10 protein-coding genes are annotated in these 15,357 nt (G+C 58.0%); all 10 read left to right on the top strand.

Annotation, left to right across the window (positions count from 1 at the left end):
- Positions 1 to 4 precede the first annotated feature (4 nt).
- The 10 genes from KF814_09235 to KF814_09190 all read left to right on the top strand — a co-directional run bounded on the left by KF814_09235 (position 5) and on the right by KF814_09190 (position 15,229).
- The gene (locus tag KF814_09235; protein MBX3236323.1) at positions 5 to 781 is read left to right on the top strand and encodes a class I SAM-dependent methyltransferase; all 777 of its coding nucleotides are present in this window, start codon (positions 5 to 7) and stop codon (positions 779 to 781) included.
- A 92-nt stretch (positions 782 to 873) separates the two neighbouring features.
- Positions 874 to 2,520 (top strand): radical SAM protein, encoded by a 1,647-nt coding sequence (locus KF814_09230; GenBank protein ID MBX3236322.1) that lies wholly within the window; start codon positions 874 to 876, stop codon positions 2,518 to 2,520.
- A gap of 169 nt (positions 2,521 to 2,689) precedes the next feature.
- Positions 2,690 to 4,792, top strand: coding sequence for a universal stress protein (locus KF814_09225; GenBank protein MBX3236321.1), 2,103 nt, complete (start codon positions 2,690 to 2,692; stop codon positions 4,790 to 4,792).
- Positions 4,792 to 6,177, top strand: coding sequence for a radical SAM protein (locus KF814_09220; protein MBX3236320.1), 1,386 nt, complete (start codon positions 4,792 to 4,794; stop codon positions 6,175 to 6,177). The genes KF814_09225 and KF814_09220 overlap by 1 nt, the downstream gene beginning before the upstream one ends.
- 85 nt (positions 6,178 to 6,262) lie before the next feature.
- On the top strand, positions 6,263 to 6,781 hold the full coding sequence (locus tag KF814_09215; protein ID MBX3236319.1) for a hypothetical protein: 519 nt from the start codon (positions 6,263 to 6,265) through the stop codon (positions 6,779 to 6,781).
- Positions 6,782 to 7,097: 316 nt separating this feature from the next.
- The gene (locus KF814_09210) at positions 7,098 to 8,156 is read left to right on the top strand and encodes a hypothetical protein (protein MBX3236318.1); all 1,059 of its coding nucleotides are present in this window, start codon (positions 7,098 to 7,100) and stop codon (positions 8,154 to 8,156) included.
- A 67-nt stretch (positions 8,157 to 8,223) separates the two neighbouring features.
- Complete coding sequence (locus tag KF814_09205) at positions 8,224 to 10,110, top strand: hypothetical protein (protein ID MBX3236317.1); 1,887 nt, start codon at positions 8,224 to 8,226, stop codon at positions 10,108 to 10,110.
- Between the two features lie 117 nt (positions 10,111 to 10,227).
- Complete coding sequence (locus KF814_09200) at positions 10,228 to 12,918, top strand: response regulator (protein MBX3236316.1); 2,691 nt, start codon at positions 10,228 to 10,230, stop codon at positions 12,916 to 12,918.
- Positions 12,919 to 12,960: 42 nt separating this feature from the next.
- Entirely contained in the window at positions 12,961 to 14,349 is a 1,389-nt protein-coding gene (locus KF814_09195) for an outer membrane protein transport protein (GenBank protein ID MBX3236315.1), read from the top strand.
- 586 nt (positions 14,350 to 14,935) lie between these two features.
- Positions 14,936 to 15,229 carry a hypothetical protein gene (locus tag KF814_09190; GenBank protein ID MBX3236314.1) on the top strand — a complete coding sequence of 98 codons (294 nt, stop codon included), beginning with the start codon at positions 14,936 to 14,938 and terminating at the stop codon, positions 15,227 to 15,229.
- The last annotated feature ends 128 nt before the right edge of the window (positions 15,230 to 15,357 follow it).

The following is a 15,357-nucleotide window of genomic DNA, read 5'->3' as shown; positions in this document are numbered from 1 at the left end:
TGGCATGCTGCGTGTTGAGGACCCCTCTATCCCCCAGCAATCGTCGGCCGCGCCTCAGGCGGTCTCCACCTGGTCTGGCCAGGCTCGGGAACAGGCCGTTCAGCGGATGTTCACCGCGATTGCGGGCGTTTATGACCTCAACAATACCCTGCTGAGTTTTGGGCTTCATTATCACTGGAAGCGACTCACGGCCTCGTATGTACCTGAGGTCAATCAAGGCCGTGCGCTGGATATCGGTGCCGGTACGGCAGACCTGGCATTGCTGATTGAGCCCAAGATGGGACAAGGCGGACATGTGGTCGCCTCGGACTTAAATTATGCGATGCTGGCGGAAGGCTGGCGGAAGGTGTCAAGCCGCGGGCTGCAATCCCGCATCACCTGCCTCCAGGCTAATGCGGAACGCCTGGGTTTTCCGGACGATACCTTCCATGCGGTCACGACCGGGTTCTGCATGAGAAACGTGGGTAATTTGATGCAGGCGTTTATGGAAATCCGGCGCGTCCTCCGCCCCGGCGGCCGGTTCGTCTGCTTGGAGTTTTCGCGACCGGTCTATGGGTGGCTCAGGAACCTCTATGATTGGTACTCGTTCCGCCTCTTGCCCTGGGTCGGCACCAAAGTGGCCGGGGACCAAACCGGTGTCTATGAATATCTTCCTGCCTCGATCCGCACCTTCCCTGACCAGGAGCGGCTTGCCGCCCTGCTGAAGGAAGCCGGATTCCGCACCGTGGAATACCGAAACCTGACAGGCGGAATCGTGGCGATCCACGTGGCAACAAAATAGCAACGAGCCTGTCGCGCATGGGTGATAGCCTGAGCTTGAAGAGAGTGGTCTGGTTTCTGCCATAAGCTAGGCGCCATTAGCGATCACCTTCTATGAATTCCATTCTCTACATCTTTCTCCCCTGCAAGAAGGTCTACCCGATCGGGGTGACGTACCTGGCCGACTTTATCCACCGCCGAAGGCCCGATGTCCGCCAACGGATCCTCGATCTGTCGCTTTTTTCGGAATCCCAGCGGACCCAGGCGGTTCGGGATACGGCCCTCGAGTTCAAACCGGACCTGGTGTGTTTCTCCTGGCGCGACATCCAGATTTTCTCTCCCCACGAAGGGGACGCCTCGCTGGAACACGCCTTCAATTTCTATTTCGCCAGCAACCCGATGAAGCGGGTCATGGCTTCCTTCGCTGGTTTGAAGCAGCTCTACCGGTACTACAGCCATATTCGGGCCAACCTGTCCTACCCCTGGCTCATTCGCAAAGAGTTCCCCAAGAGCCAGATCATGGTCGGAGGGGGCGCGTTCACGGCCTTTGCCGAACAGCTGATCGAGAAGCTGCCGGAAGGCACGATCGGCATCCTCGGTGAAGGAGAAGATGCCATCCTCAAGGTGGTCAACGGCGAATCCCTTGAAGGTGAGCGGTATATCGTTCGCGAAGGCAAGCACATCCGCAAAGGCGAGCAGCGGGCTCCGGCCTTATTGGATACCCTGACCGTCGACCTGCCCTATCTCACGTCGATTTTCCCGCAACATGCGGCATATCAGGACGAGTCGATCGGGGTACAAACCAAGCGCGGCTGTCCTTATGACTGCGCCTTCTGTCTGTATCCCTATATTGAAGGCAAACGTGTGCGGTATCGGCCCCCGGAGATGGTGGTCCGTGACATTGCCCAACATTATCATCAGTGGGGAGCGCGCCGGTTCTGGTTTACCGACGCCCAATTCATCACGGGCAAAGAGGCTTATCCACAGTGCACTGAGATCCTGGAACGAATCCTCAGCGAAAAGCTGGAGATCGAATGGTCGGGGTATATCCGAACCTCTTTGATCACGCCCGAGCTGGCCAGGCTGATGGTGCGATCAGGCGTCGGAGATTTGGAAGTGGCCATCACGTCCGGATCACAGGAGGTCCTGAACAACCTCCATATGGGGTTCAAGCTCGAGCGCCTCTATGATGGATGTCGCTATCTGGCCGAAGCCGGCTTCAAGGGCAAGGTCATCCTGAACTATTCGCTCAACTCCCCAAAGGAAACCGAAGAGAGCCTGCTTCAGAGCGTCGAGTCTTACAAGAAGGTTGCCTCGATCCTTGGCGAAGAGCGAGTGTTCCCCTTGATGTTCTTCCTGGGCATCCAGCCCAACACCGATCTTGAACATCGCCTGCTGGAGGAAGGGTACCTCTCGGCCGGGTATAACCCCTTGATGCTGACCCCGACCAGCATCAGAAAGCTGCTCTACAATCCTGCCCCTCTGAACAAACTGATCGCCAAGGCTTGCCTCACAGCCTGGCAACGTAAGGAAGGCAGCCGTGACCCGCGCGCCTGGACCGGATCACTTTCTCAAACCGGCCCCGACCAGGCTCAGGCCCAGCCCACGAGCCAGTACGCCGACGGCAATCTGATTCGCGGGGTGCAGAATAACTCGGGGCGTGAAGCGTTGCTGACCTTGGAAGAGATTTTGCGGTCGCGAAGACCTTCCCAATCGCCTTCCACTCCAACCGAAAAGTCTGCTGTTGGTTCAGTGAGTTAGCGCAGCCCTCTCCCCCTCGACCACGGTCTCGGTTTGCTTGCAATCCGAAAGAAGGCGGTGCTATCATGCCCCCTCATTTTGGGGTGGAGTCTCGTTCAACCGATTGAATTTCCGATCGGTTGCAGGGTTTCGTTCACCCCTATGATGCGTTTGCCCAGGAGGCATCTCGATGTACAAGACGATCTATATCCCCGTCGATAACTCCGACCATTCCAACCAAGCGGTCGACGTGGGAATCGAGCTCGCGAAGATGTTCGGCTCCAAAATCGTTGGGAGCCACGTCTACGCGGCCAAAATGCACGATAAACGGTTCAAGCAGATGGAAGCGGGCCTTCCCGAGGAATATCATGACGAGAAGGAACTCGACCGCCAGCGCCAGATTCACGACTCGCTGATCACCCGCGGGCTCCAGATCATCACCGACTCCTATCTCGACTACGTCGACAAGAAATGCACGGAGGCGAACCTGCCGGTGGAGCGCCGCTCGCTGGAAGGTCGGAACTGGAAAGTTCTGGCCGAAGATATCGCCGCCAATGCCTATGACCTAGTGATCATGGGCGCGCTTGGCGTCGGCGCAGTCAAAGACAGTGTGATCGGCAGTAATACCGAACGGGTCCTTCGCCGCATCCGCAATTCGGACATGCTCATCATCAAGCAGACCCAGCCGATGGGCAACGGTAAGATTGTCGTCGCGGTGGACGGCAGCCCCTATTCATTCGGCGGACTCATGACGGCCCTTGCCTTGGGCAAGGCGTTCAACCGTCCGGTCGAAGCCATTTCCGCCTTTGACCCCTACTTCCATTACGCGGCATTCCACAGCATCTCCGGGGTGCTCAACGAGGAGGCCGGAAAGGTCTTCCGTTTCAAGGAACAAGAGAAGCTGCATGAAGAGGTCATCGACAGCGGGCTGGCCAAGATCTATCAGTCACACCTCGACATCTCCCGCGAAATCGCGCAGGCCGAAGAAACCGACATCAAGACCACTTTGCTGGACGGAAAGGCCTTCGAGAAGATCATTCAATACGTGCGGAAGGAAAACCCGGCGCTGTTGATCGTCGGCCGCATCGGCGTCCACAGCGACGAGGACATGGACATCGGCAGCAACACCGAGAACCTGTTGCGCGCTGCTCCCTGCAATATCTTGATCTCCAACCGCAAGTACGTGCCGCCCATCGACACGCAGGCCGAGTACACGATTGCCTGGACGGAAGAAGCCTTGCGTCGAATGGAGAAGATTCCCGTCTTCGCCCGAGGCGTAGCCAAGACTGCCATTCACCGTTATGCGATCGAGAAGGGCCATACTATCATCAGCAACACCGTGGTCGACTCGGCCGTGGGCCATATCCTGCCGAAGGGCGCTATGGATGCCATGCGCGCGTTGGGCGGAAACCTCGACGCCTCCGGCATCGACCGTGACAGAATGCAGGCGGATGACGCGGTTGCGCAGGATCTCATGGGGTCTACGCTCAGCGGTATGATGACGAAGGTGGTCGAAGAGAAGCCGGCCCCCACTTCCACGACTCAGGCGTATCTGGATCGTATGAGCCAGAATTATTTCGTCTGCGACGGCTGCGGTTACATCGGCAAGGGCGATACTCCGGTGAAGTGTCCCGTCTGCTCCGCCGAAGGCAATCGGTTTAAGCAGGTCGACAAGTCGATTTTCGAATCCGCCGCGAAAACCGAAGGCGGCTTGGAAATGGATGTGGCCTACGACGACATTCCGATGCAATGGACCAAGGATGCCAAGGAAGCGATCAGGGCCGTCCCTGCCGGCTTCCAGCGTCGTCGCGCCAAGGCCAAGATCGAGAAGAGCGCTCGCAAACTGGGCATGACGACAATTACGCTCGAATATGCCGGCCCGATGATCCAAGAAGCGGCAGCCGAAGACTACCAGCCGATTTTCGCCAACAAGGGAACTGGAACCGCGCCTGAAGCGGCAGCCATGCTGGACCAGGCCAATGGCAACGGCACCACGGCCAACGGAAATGGTGCGGAGGAGGGTACCACCGCTGAAGCCCCCGCCTCTTCCTACACTTGGACCGCAGATGCGCAGGCACGCCTCGATCGAGCTCCCGAGGGATTCATGCGGGAATGTACGCGCGCGTTGATCGAAAAACATGCAGAAAAGATCGGCGCCACCATCATCACGCTGGAAGTCGCCACCGAAGGAATCGATCAGGCCAAGGGCTACATGGCGGAAGCGATGAAGACGGGCAATCTGAAAGACATGATTGCCAACCTGACCGGTCCGAAGACCGGGGCCGGGCGCTGATGGGTAAGTCATTGCCGATCATCAACGTTCCTCCGATGGGAGGAATGCTGGGATCACTTCAACAGCAGATCACACAGTTCTTTTCGCCAGATTCGCCGTCGCCTGCACCGAACGATGGACGCACCGTCGATGATTTCAAGCCCTACCTGGTCGCCCTCAACCTGACCAAGCGTTGCAACCTCAAGTGCGACCACTGCTATTTGGATGCGACGACCAAGGCAGGGGGAGGCTCAGATGAACTCACCACGGAAGAGTGCTTCCGGCTCATCAACCAGATCGCCGAGGTGAATAAAGGCTGCCTGCTCGTCATCACGGGCGGCGAGCCACTGGTTCGCCCTGACATTCTCGACATCGCGAAGCACGCGGTTGAACTCGGCTTCATGGTCGTGTTCGGCACCAATGGCATGCTGATCAACGATCGCATGGCCAAGACGCTCGTCGAGATGGGCGTGATGGGCGTCGGGATCAGCATCGATTCACTCGACGCGGCCACCCATGACCGGTTCCGCGGCGTTTCCGGGGCCTTTGCCAGCGCGGTGGCCGGTATCGAGGCGGCCAAACGGAACGGCCTGCAGTTCCAAATCCATTTCAGCGCTCAGCCGATGAATTACAAGGAGTTGCCTGCGGTCGTGGATTGGGCCCACAACCTTGGCGCCCGCGTTCTGAATGTCTTCTTCATGGTCTGTACAGGACGAGGCGAAGAACTCACCGACATTACGCCTGAACAGTATGAGGAAGTGCTTGGTTACCTGGTTGACTGCCAGGATAAATACAAGGACATGTTGGTGCGGGCCCGTTGCGCCCCGCATTTCAAACGTCTCGCTTACGAGAAAGACCCCAATTCCCCGCTGACCAAAGCGACCGGATACATGGGGGGCGGCTGTTTGGCCGGGACCAACTATGCGAGGGTCACGCCGAACGGCGAGCTCACGCCCTGCCCCTACATGCCCCTGTCTGCGGGAAATGTCCGGGAAGCCAGTTTCGTCGATCTCTGGGAACGCTCTGACATCTTCAATTCATTTCGCTACCCGCAACTGAAGGGCAAGTGCGGCGACTGCGAATACACGGACATCTGCGGCGGCTGCCGTGCCCGCCCCTATGTGGACCACGGTGACTGGTTGGATGAAGACCAGTGGTGCCTTTATACACCAAAGGGCGGCGAGAAAATCCGTGTCGCGTTCAACACCCCGGAAGAGACGGAAGTGGCCTGGGACGAGGCCTCGCAGCTCCGCCTCAGCCGGATTCCCTACTTCCTCCGCGCCATGGTGAAGAAAGGGGTCGAACGGCACGCACGCGAAAACGGTGTGGCCCTCATTACGGTCGAATTGATGGAAGAATTGCGGAAGAAACGTTTCGGCAATGAAGCGCCCGTCTTCAAATTCTGAAATGTGCGCCTCCGACTGCCGATAATGCACCACTTGAGCCATTCACGCGCGTTGCGCTTCACGATTTACCAGTAGCGACTCCCGTATGGATTCTCTTCAGAGTATCTTTTTCGACTTCAACCAGTTGATCCCCATCATCAACCATTGGTTTCATCTGGTCTCCGCGGTCATCTGGATTGGCGGGCTGGCATTTTTGGCCATGGCTGTCAAACCGGCGATGCAGGAAGGCGGGGTGCCCAAGGAACATATCCGCCCCATCATCGATGCATTTTACCGGCACTATAAGCGGGTAGCCGGTATGTTGCTGGTCGTGCTGCTCTTTACCGGTGGCATCAACGTTCACTACGTAAACCAGGTCCTGACATCCCAGACCGGTCAGGGCATGCAGCACCATGGCAAATATCTCTGGATTTTCTGCATCAAGCTCTTGCTCGTGCTCTGTCTCCTCACGCTCTTCCTCTACACCGTCATCTTCAAATCCGAGGAGGACGATGAGCAGGACGAGTCGGAAGCCTACGAAGCCGTACCGTTTCAGCGCGCCGCCTTATGGATGGGATTCTTCATCATCCTTTGTGCTGCGGCTATGAAACACCTCCATCAGTAATCAACCGTCTCATCGCACCCGTGACCTTGGCCCCTTTCCGCGTATCCTTCCGGATACCTGCCACGTATGTAATCCGATACGTCCATCTTCATCGCCACTGATTCAGTAAAACATTTGGCGCGCCCCAGCATCGCATCCCTGATGTACTTTCAATAGGTTGGCATTATCTTTCACGACCTGTTCCATCAGCCAATGTTGGTATGTGAGTTGCTTCCGCATTGTCCGGTAAAATCTGCGCGGCTCAATGGACCGACCACGTTTCGTGTACTGTGACACCACCTCCTCATGTCCCGTATGACGTTGGATTTCGATCGCCATGATAACTCCCGCACCAACTCCCACCCACGGCAGCACTAACACAACCTGCCGTCCTCGTGCCCCTAAGTCGACGGTCCGGAACGACATCCCCTACAAGCAGCAATCTCCCGTCACCTCGGTGCCCCACTGTATCTTGTTGATTCACGGAGTGGGGGTCGAGCGGCATGGATTCAATCGCGGGCTCGGTAAGCGCATTCGTAAAACCTTTGCAAAGACCGTCCGAGGCCTTGGCCAGAAGCATCCCTACGGCGGGCTTCTGGTTCGCGAAGTCGTCTGGTCCGGCATCACGCAGCACGATCAACACCATTTATGGCATCGGTTGTTCCCGGATCGGTCATCCTCATCCGGCGATGGGCCCTCTACGCATTGGGGATCCTGGCTGCGACGTCTGAGCTATTGGTCTTCCTTCAGAAAGTTGATTCTCAGTTATGTCGGCGACCCCATTTCGTACGTCCCTGGCTGGAGCAAGTACCAACGCATTCACGATGAAGTGTTGACCGCGATCGAAGGGTTCCAAAACCCGGCTGCACCCGAGCCGGTATTGCTCACCATCGTGGCGCATAGCCTTGGATCGGTGATCGCCTCCGACTTGATGGCGAGCCTGACGGCCCCGGATGCGCGGCGTCGCTGGCCTGCGGGAATCGTGCTGGCCAACTTCATTACGGTCGGCTCGCCGCTGGCCTTGTATGTGTTGCGCCATGAACTGCGGCAAACCAGCGCCCCGCCGCCGGTTCAACTGCACGATCCTCACGGCGTGTGGGTCAACGTCTACGATCCGCAAGATATCCTGGCCTATCCCCTCAAACAGCTGAACCGTACCTACGACGAATGTATCCTGGCGGACATGGAGATCAACGCCGGACAACGATGGAACCCGCTCCATCGGTTGATGCAAATGACGCCGTTGAGCCATTTTCTCTATTGGTTCGACCACACGGTCGCCGATTTGGTCGGAAGGAAAACTGCCTTGGACTGGCTCCGGAGCAACAATCGTATTCCCTTTCCCGAGCTAAGTCGGCATTATGAGGCGTACAAGACGTGGGTCCGAGCACAATGAGCCCTCTGCTGGCTGCCGGCATGATCGAACCGTGATGCTCGGGCCAAGGATCGTGGGAGGTGGAGTGATGCCGCGCAGGTTCTTGTGTATGGTGGGAAGCATCGTACTGGCTCAGATCCTTTTCGTTGGCCCAGTCCTCGCCATGGAGACCTGCCCCGTCCGGCAGGTCGTTCCCGTTTCGGCTCAAACGACACACTATCTCAACCGGATCGGATCATCACCGGAGGATCAGTCCCGGTACTATCATCTCTCCGGCGGAACTCAACTCCTCCCCTATGAATGGCTCCTGGCCTTGCCCCGCAGCCATGGACCAGGGTTCTTCCTCGATCCCGATCATCTCACAAGCCTCCGGCTGCTTCCGGACCGACCGAACGCAACACACAATCCCGATCAACTTCCTGTGGGATTCGCTAAGACCACCTACCCTCAAGACCCCCGGCAGATCCGGGAATACGCCGGAGTCACTTGCGCCTTCTGCCATACGACGCATTTGACATACAAAACCCCTGACAGTCGTGAGCACCATCTCTACATCGAGGGGGCCTCGTCATTTCAGGACAACTTCGTCTTCATGAAGGGCCTCCTGGAGTCGCTCCAACGAACGGCGGCCGATGATGCTGCGTTCGACTGTTTCGCCAGCCAGGTTTTGAAAACCCAGGATGGACAGGAGGCCCGAGCCGCGCTTCGAATCGGCGTCCGTCGTGCCGCAGAGGGGCTCCGGAGCCGGGCTCGTCCGGACGTCGCAACCTGGGGACTCGGACGGATCGACGCATTGGGACGGGCCGGGAATAGCCTCTATTCCAATCTAGACCACGATAACTATCGCTACGTGAATGCCCCGGTTAGTATTCCTCCATTGTGGAATATTCAGCACTATGACTGGGTGCAATGGAGCGGTTCGATACAGAACCCTCTGGCACGAAACATCGCCCAAATCATCGGTATCGGCGCGGGCCTTTTCGAAAGTCCGACCAACCTAGCGCAGCCTGGAAAGGAGTTTACCTCCTCCCTCGATCTCAAGGGGCTCGCGGAACTGGAATCCCTGACGGAAACGATTAGGCCGCCCGCTTGGCCGGAAGCCGTGTTCGGCGCCATCGACGTGAAGTCCGCGACCCTCGGCAAGGCCCTATACAAGGATCGCTGTAAACATTGCCACGTTCCGGAACCGCTGGAGCACCCGACCTCGTTCGGTCAACGATTTCGAATGACGATGGTCTATCTGGAGGAAGTGGGTACTGATTCGACTTACTTGAAAAATTTTGCCAGCCGCACCATCGGCACGGGACCCTTGAGTGCCTATTTCGGCACGGAACGGATCGCCATGGGCACGGCAACGCAGCGGGTCACATCGACCTTGATGGAAGCCGCCGGCCGGTATGAGCCAAACACCTGGATAGCATGGCCCGGATTCATGGCCCGTCCTCACGCCGGGCTCTGGGCGACTCCGCCGTTTCTCCATAACGGCTCCGTCCCAAACCTCTACCAGCTCCTGAGTCCCAAGGAAGACCGAGACGACTGCTTTCTGTTGGGCGATATAAGCTTCGATCCCGTTCTGATTGGGTTCACGCGGCACACCTGTTCGGAAACAGCGCGTCTGACCCAACAGCCCCCTGACTCCCGATTCGACACCAGTCTCGTGGGCAATTCCAATCAAGGACACGAATTTCGGCAGACTGTTCGGCTGACCAAACCAGACGGCCAGGTTGACTCTGCCACGCTGCATGAACTCACAGCGGACGAATGCCATCTCTTGGAGGGAAAGGGACACGAGGGCTGGTCGGAGCTGAAACGACGCGGGTATGACATGACCGGCGTGATCGGATGCTCTCTGAGCCATCAAGAACGTTTGCAGATCATCGAATATCTCAAAACCTGTGACTTGGATGAAATCGCCTGGCCTGAGGCGCCTCAGCCGAAAGTGTGCAGGTCCTTTGTGGCCCAAAGCCGCGACTAACCGGAGAGGGGCTACCGCATTGCGTTGGGACTGGTGAGTCAGAAGCCATGGCGCAACCCACATCAGGACATCGACTCGACGCCAACACTCAGGAACACGCACCCGCTCGGCCCAGGCATGACTGAACTACTGACCAAGGACCACTCCATTCTCGAACGGCCCTCCATGGAGTACCGCCCGTTCGGCATCGACGACCGGGGGGAGAAGATCTGCGATGTGAGCGGGGTCGTGGTCCAGTCGAACATTGACTACCTGCGAGACTATCTCAGCCGCACAGCCGGGCCTGTTGTCGCCGACCAAGCCGTCCCTCGCCTGTGCCAGATGTTGAACGAGCGTATTACCGACCACACCTACCATGTAACCCCCGAGTCACTGGTCAATCCCTGGAATAGCTACTCCTACGAATTTGTGTGCTACCTTCGCGAATTCTGCGAACGTCTTGCCGGCGACCCCAACTTCCATGTGAACGTCGGGACACAACGCAAGGTGCCTCCGCTCATCCAAATCTTAGGTCGTCCTTTTTCAACCCAGCAGCTGTACAAGATGTGGCCGTATTTCGGCAGCAAGTACGTGAAGGGCGTGCTCGAATTCGAGGTGGGTGAGGTCACCAGCCGTTCGGCCATCCTCCGCATGAAATTCACCGAGCGAGCGCTGGCGCAATTCGGCGCCTATCGCAAGCGCTGCGTCGACGTCATTTGTCTGTCGTGCAAGAGCAGCATCGCGCGTGTCCAGCAACAGGTCCATGGCACACCCGCCGCGACGGTTCGGGACCTCGCCTGCACGGCCAAAGGCGATCCTTACTGTGAATGGGAATTTACCTGGACCCCGCAGGTTCGAGACTGGGTACCGTTCGCCATGTGGGCCCTGGTCGCAGGCGGCATGCTGTCCTATCTGCACGTTCAGCATCCGGAGTTTCCCACGCTGGAGACGCTCGGCCTGGCCTTGGTCCCGCCGGCACTGCTGTGGTGGATGATCAGCACCCATACACGCCAGGCCGCCAAACCGCTCCAGCGGCTGATTCGCGACCAAGAGCAGGCCGTCGATGCCCGTCATGAGGAACTGCGCGAAGCCTACCTCGAGCAGCAAGGCACCGCGGTGACATTGCGGCGCAAGGTCAACGAGCTGACGGCGCTCCATCGCGCCGGGCTCTTGTTCAGCTCAACGTTCGATCGGGAGCAGCTATTGACGCAGGTCTTGGACGCAATTGTTCGCGACCTGCATTACGATCGAGCCATGATCACGCAGTTCGACCGTACCAGACAGGTCTCCTACGACTTTCGCGTCCGCGGCGTGCCGGCCAACGTTGCCGAGTTGCTGCGAACGCAGGAGGTGGCCGTGACCGATCCCAGCACGGTCGAGGGCACGGTCTTGCTGAAAGGCGAAGCGTTCCTCACCAATGATATTCATGGGATCTGGGACCGTCTCCATCCGGTCGACCAACACTTGATCTCACTGTTGCAAGTGAAGTCGTTCATTGCTGTCCCGCTGAAAGTACAGGACCTCGTCATCGGCTCGCTCTCCGTCGACCGTGCCCACGACCGTGCACTGACTCAGGAAGACCTCGACATCCTGACCACACTGGCAAGCCAGGTCGCCATCGCTTTGGACAACGCCCGCGCTTACCGGGAGATTGAGTCCCTGAACGCCGGTCTTGAAGCGCGGGTCCGCGAGCGAACCAGCGAATTGGAGTCCGCCAACGCTCGACTGAAGCAAATGGATCGGCTGAAATCTCAATTCCTGGCCCACGTTTCCCACGAATTGCGCACACCGCTGACGAGCATCGTCGGCTTTGCCGACAATATGATCGAAGGGCTGGTCGGCTCGCTGAACGCAAAACAAGAACAATACCTGTCCCGCATCAAAGCGAACGGCACCAGATTGGCCCGCATGATCACGGACCTTTTGGATCTGTCCCGAGTGGAAGCGGGCAAGCTCGTTTTATCGTTCGACCTCCTGCCCCTCCCGACCATCGTCGCGGACGTCATCGAGCAACTTCGCCCCCTCGCCGCCGGCAAAAGCCTGCAGCTGGCCATGCAGTCGTCGCAACCGACGATCCAGGTGTGGGCTGACCCCGACCGGCTCAGCCAAATTTTGACGAACCTGCTCGATAATGCTATCAAGTACACGCCGGAAGGGGGTCAAATCCTTGTCGAACTGTCGATGGACCTTCACCGAATGGCCCACATCATCGTGCGTGACACCGGGCTGGGAATACCGGAAGAAGCCATCCCGAAGCTATTCGACCCGTTCTTTCGTGTGCAGCAGCATCAAGAACGGAACCAGGTGAAGGGTCTGGGTCTCGGTCTGGCCATCGTCAAGGACTTGGTCGAGCTCCATGGCGGCACGATTTCGGTGCGAAGCGAAGTGGGACGGGGTACGCAATTTGAGTTTACGCTGCCGCTTCGTGCTCCGGAGGATGCGGCCCAAGGCCGGTCGGCACCATCATGCCGACGCCTCCTCGTGGTGGATGATGATCGGGATATCGGCGTGCTCCTCAAGGATCGTCTCGAAGCAGAAGGATATGACGTCTTCGTCGCAGAGACGGGACCGGCGGCTCTCCGCACGATTTCGGCCGGAGCAACCGATGGGGTCCTCCTCGACATCGCCCTGCCCGGCACAGACGGTATGGACCTTCTCCGTGACCTCCGGAAGACCGAGCCGGAAGTTCCGGTCGTGATGATGACTGCCGTGGAGGGTCTTGATCGCGCTATGGCCGCCGTTGAAGCCGGCGCCCAAGGCTACCTGCTCAAGCCGTTCGATGCCGGGCAGTTGAGACAGGTTGTGGATCGTTGGTTCAAACAGACCTGAGACACCACCGCAGGATCTCAGGCCCCAAGGCCCATTGACCGCATGACCACTTGGATCCTTCGGTTGTTTCAGTTTTTCCTCTGGCTTGGCTTCGCGGGAATCCTGTTTGTCTTGCCCGCTGGACCCGTCTCCGCCCAGACTCCTCGACTTCAAGGCCAGGGCGCCGCGGCGGCGGCCATGGGAAATGCCTTTGCCGCCCAAGCCGACGATCCTTCGGCGCTGCATTACAATCCAGCGGGCCTGACTCAGCTGCACGGGTTCCAGTCGCTCTTTGGCACCTCGTTGATCGGCGGTACGACACAATTCACGAGTCCGACGGGAACTCAGGTGACCGGAGATCGCAACGGGAGTGTGGCATGGCCGCCTCCCGGTCACGTCTATCTCGTCGCCAATCTAAAGGACCTCGGCCTAACGGCTTTGGGCGATCTCAGTGCCGGTGTAGGGTTCAACAATCCGTTCGGGTCCCTCACGCGCTATCCAAACGACGGCCCATTTCGTACCGCAGTCACCTTCACCACACTGCCGTTGCTCGATATCAAACCCACACTCGCCTACAAACTCAACGATCAGCTGTCGCTCGGACTCGGAGCAGACATTTACACATTTTCGGGACTTTTCGGCGAAGGACATGTCGAACAGCGGTCGGTCTGGCCAGGCGGGCTGGGTATCTCCTCCGGCTCACTGGTCGAATTGAACGGGTCTGACACTACGGCAGGATTCAACGTCAGCCTCCTTTACACTCCGTTTAGAAATCAGGATGGGAAACCCCTCGCCAATATCGGCCTGGTCTACCGGAGCCAAGCCACCCTTCACCTCACCGGAAACCTGCTGGCCAACGGTTCGCTCGTCTCGCCGACTACGGCAACGTTAGTGTTGCCGCAAGTCTTTTCCAGCGGGTTGGCCATCTGGCCTATTAGAAACCGTGAGCGCGAATGGAAACTCGAATTGGACGTTGACTACGTCGGCTGGAAGTCGAACCGAAACCTGGACGTTCACCTGACCAACGGCACCGTCATTCCATTCCCGCAAAACTGGCAAGGCGCCTATACGGTCATGCTTGGGACGGAATATCGTTGGCTTCATTTGGCATCTCTCCCGGACTGGGAGGTGGCGCTTCGAGCCGGTTATATGAATCAGCAAACCCAAGTACCGGACAGAACGTTCAATCCAGGTGTCCCCTCCGCAAATTCCCACGTTCCCTCGATCGGTCTCGGGCTCGCCTGCAATGCATCTGGATCGATGTTCGGCCTATTCAAATGCGGCGACATGGGCCTCGGTCCGTTGAAACCCAAACTGTTTGCTATCGACCTCTCCTACCAACTCGCGCTGTACGAAGTCCGCACCGTGGCGGGCAACCAGAACCCAACGGTCAACGGCCGATATGATACGCAGGTCCATGTTGGCTCAGTCTCTCTACGATTCAACTACTAAGCAGCCCCCTCCCGCAGTGTCGTCAGTGCGGCAGTGATTCGTAAACACTCTCTCCCAATACCTGTTCCACCGCAGAGCCGTCAGAACGCAGGCCACCCTTGATCATTTCATTCCGTTATCCGATTCGATACGCCATGAATCGTTTCCGATACAACTCACATCTGTCCATCCAGGAAGCTTCCGCTTCGTCTCGATCTTCCCCATGAATGGTTCCATACAAACCAGCGAAAATACGATCTCGCCGCATGGGCCTCCTTCCTGACTCGGCAATCGGCATGACTGTTGCTGTTACCTAAGGCGTGTCGTGCAGGGTCCGAGGATGACTAGCGATCCGTTGGCCGAATGGTTCAATGGCCTAGGAGCCCGACATGGAACTGATCATCGGAGGATTATTATTTGGGATGGCAGGGATGCTTGTCCTACTCGTGATGGCCGTCAGGCAGGAACACACAACCTGACTTTCACCATCCCTCAACAACCAGGACAACGATATCCTTGGAATCCCCCGGCCCAGCCTGTACCGCTGCATGGCAACCAACCGGTATAGGTTCCTTGCATTGATGGGTGCATCAAGAGGAGTCGCATCATGAAGCAATTCGTGTATTTGCGGAGCCAGAAGCGCCAACGGATGACCGTCAGCCTGCCCGCTGAGCTTGTCGAGCGGATGCGCGATGCCGCCTACTGGACTCAAGGACAAACCATGGCAGGACTGATCTCCAATGCCTTGGAAGACTTTCTTCATTCGTTGGAGGCACAGAACGGCCGTCCGTTCCTTCCCCGTCTCGGCGATCTCAAGCCAGGCCGCCCGCGCGCACACATCGGTCCCCACAGTTCTGTATCCGAAGGAATACAGGCTGTATCCTCTCAGATACCGGCCTAACTATGGGAGCGGTCGTGATCATCGGCCGACCGCTCTCACCCATCGCGCCGACAGCCTGATTTCGAAGCTATCGCTCGCTCGTTCACCCCTCGACATTCAGGCAGCATAAGCATACATTTTGCGACGCT

Source organism: Nitrospiraceae bacterium (assembly GCA_019637075.1).
Lineage (GTDB): Bacteria > Nitrospirota > Nitrospiria > Nitrospirales > Nitrospiraceae > JAHBWI01.
Note: the sequence above shows the minus strand (reverse complement) of the source record. Positions and strands in the feature narration are given on the sequence as shown.

What these genes read in the sequence shown, in the direction of transcription:
- KF814_09195 (MBX3236315.1), top strand. Translation starts at nt 12,961, where the DNA reads ATGACCACTTGGATCCTTCGGTTGTTTCAGTTTTTCCTCTGGCTTGGC.
- KF814_09235 (MBX3236323.1), top strand. Translation starts at nt 5, where the DNA reads ATGCTGCGTGTTGAGGACCCCTCTATCCCCCAGCAATCGTCGGCCGCG.
- KF814_09205 (MBX3236317.1), top strand. Translation starts at nt 8,224, where the DNA reads ATGCCGCGCAGGTTCTTGTGTATGGTGGGAAGCATCGTACTGGCTCAG.
- KF814_09220 (MBX3236320.1), top strand. Translation starts at nt 4,792, where the DNA reads ATGGGTAAGTCATTGCCGATCATCAACGTTCCTCCGATGGGAGGAATG.
- KF814_09215 (MBX3236319.1), top strand. Translation starts at nt 6,263, where the DNA reads ATGGATTCTCTTCAGAGTATCTTTTTCGACTTCAACCAGTTGATCCCC.
- KF814_09210 (MBX3236318.1), top strand. Translation starts at nt 7,098, where the DNA reads ATGATAACTCCCGCACCAACTCCCACCCACGGCAGCACTAACACAACC.
- KF814_09190 (MBX3236314.1), top strand. Translation starts at nt 14,936, where the DNA reads ATGAAGCAATTCGTGTATTTGCGGAGCCAGAAGCGCCAACGGATGACC.
- KF814_09230 (MBX3236322.1), top strand. Translation starts at nt 874, where the DNA reads ATGAATTCCATTCTCTACATCTTTCTCCCCTGCAAGAAGGTCTACCCG.
- KF814_09225 (MBX3236321.1), top strand. Translation starts at nt 2,690, where the DNA reads ATGTACAAGACGATCTATATCCCCGTCGATAACTCCGACCATTCCAAC.
- KF814_09200 (MBX3236316.1), top strand. Translation starts at nt 10,228, where the DNA reads ATGACTGAACTACTGACCAAGGACCACTCCATTCTCGAACGGCCCTCC.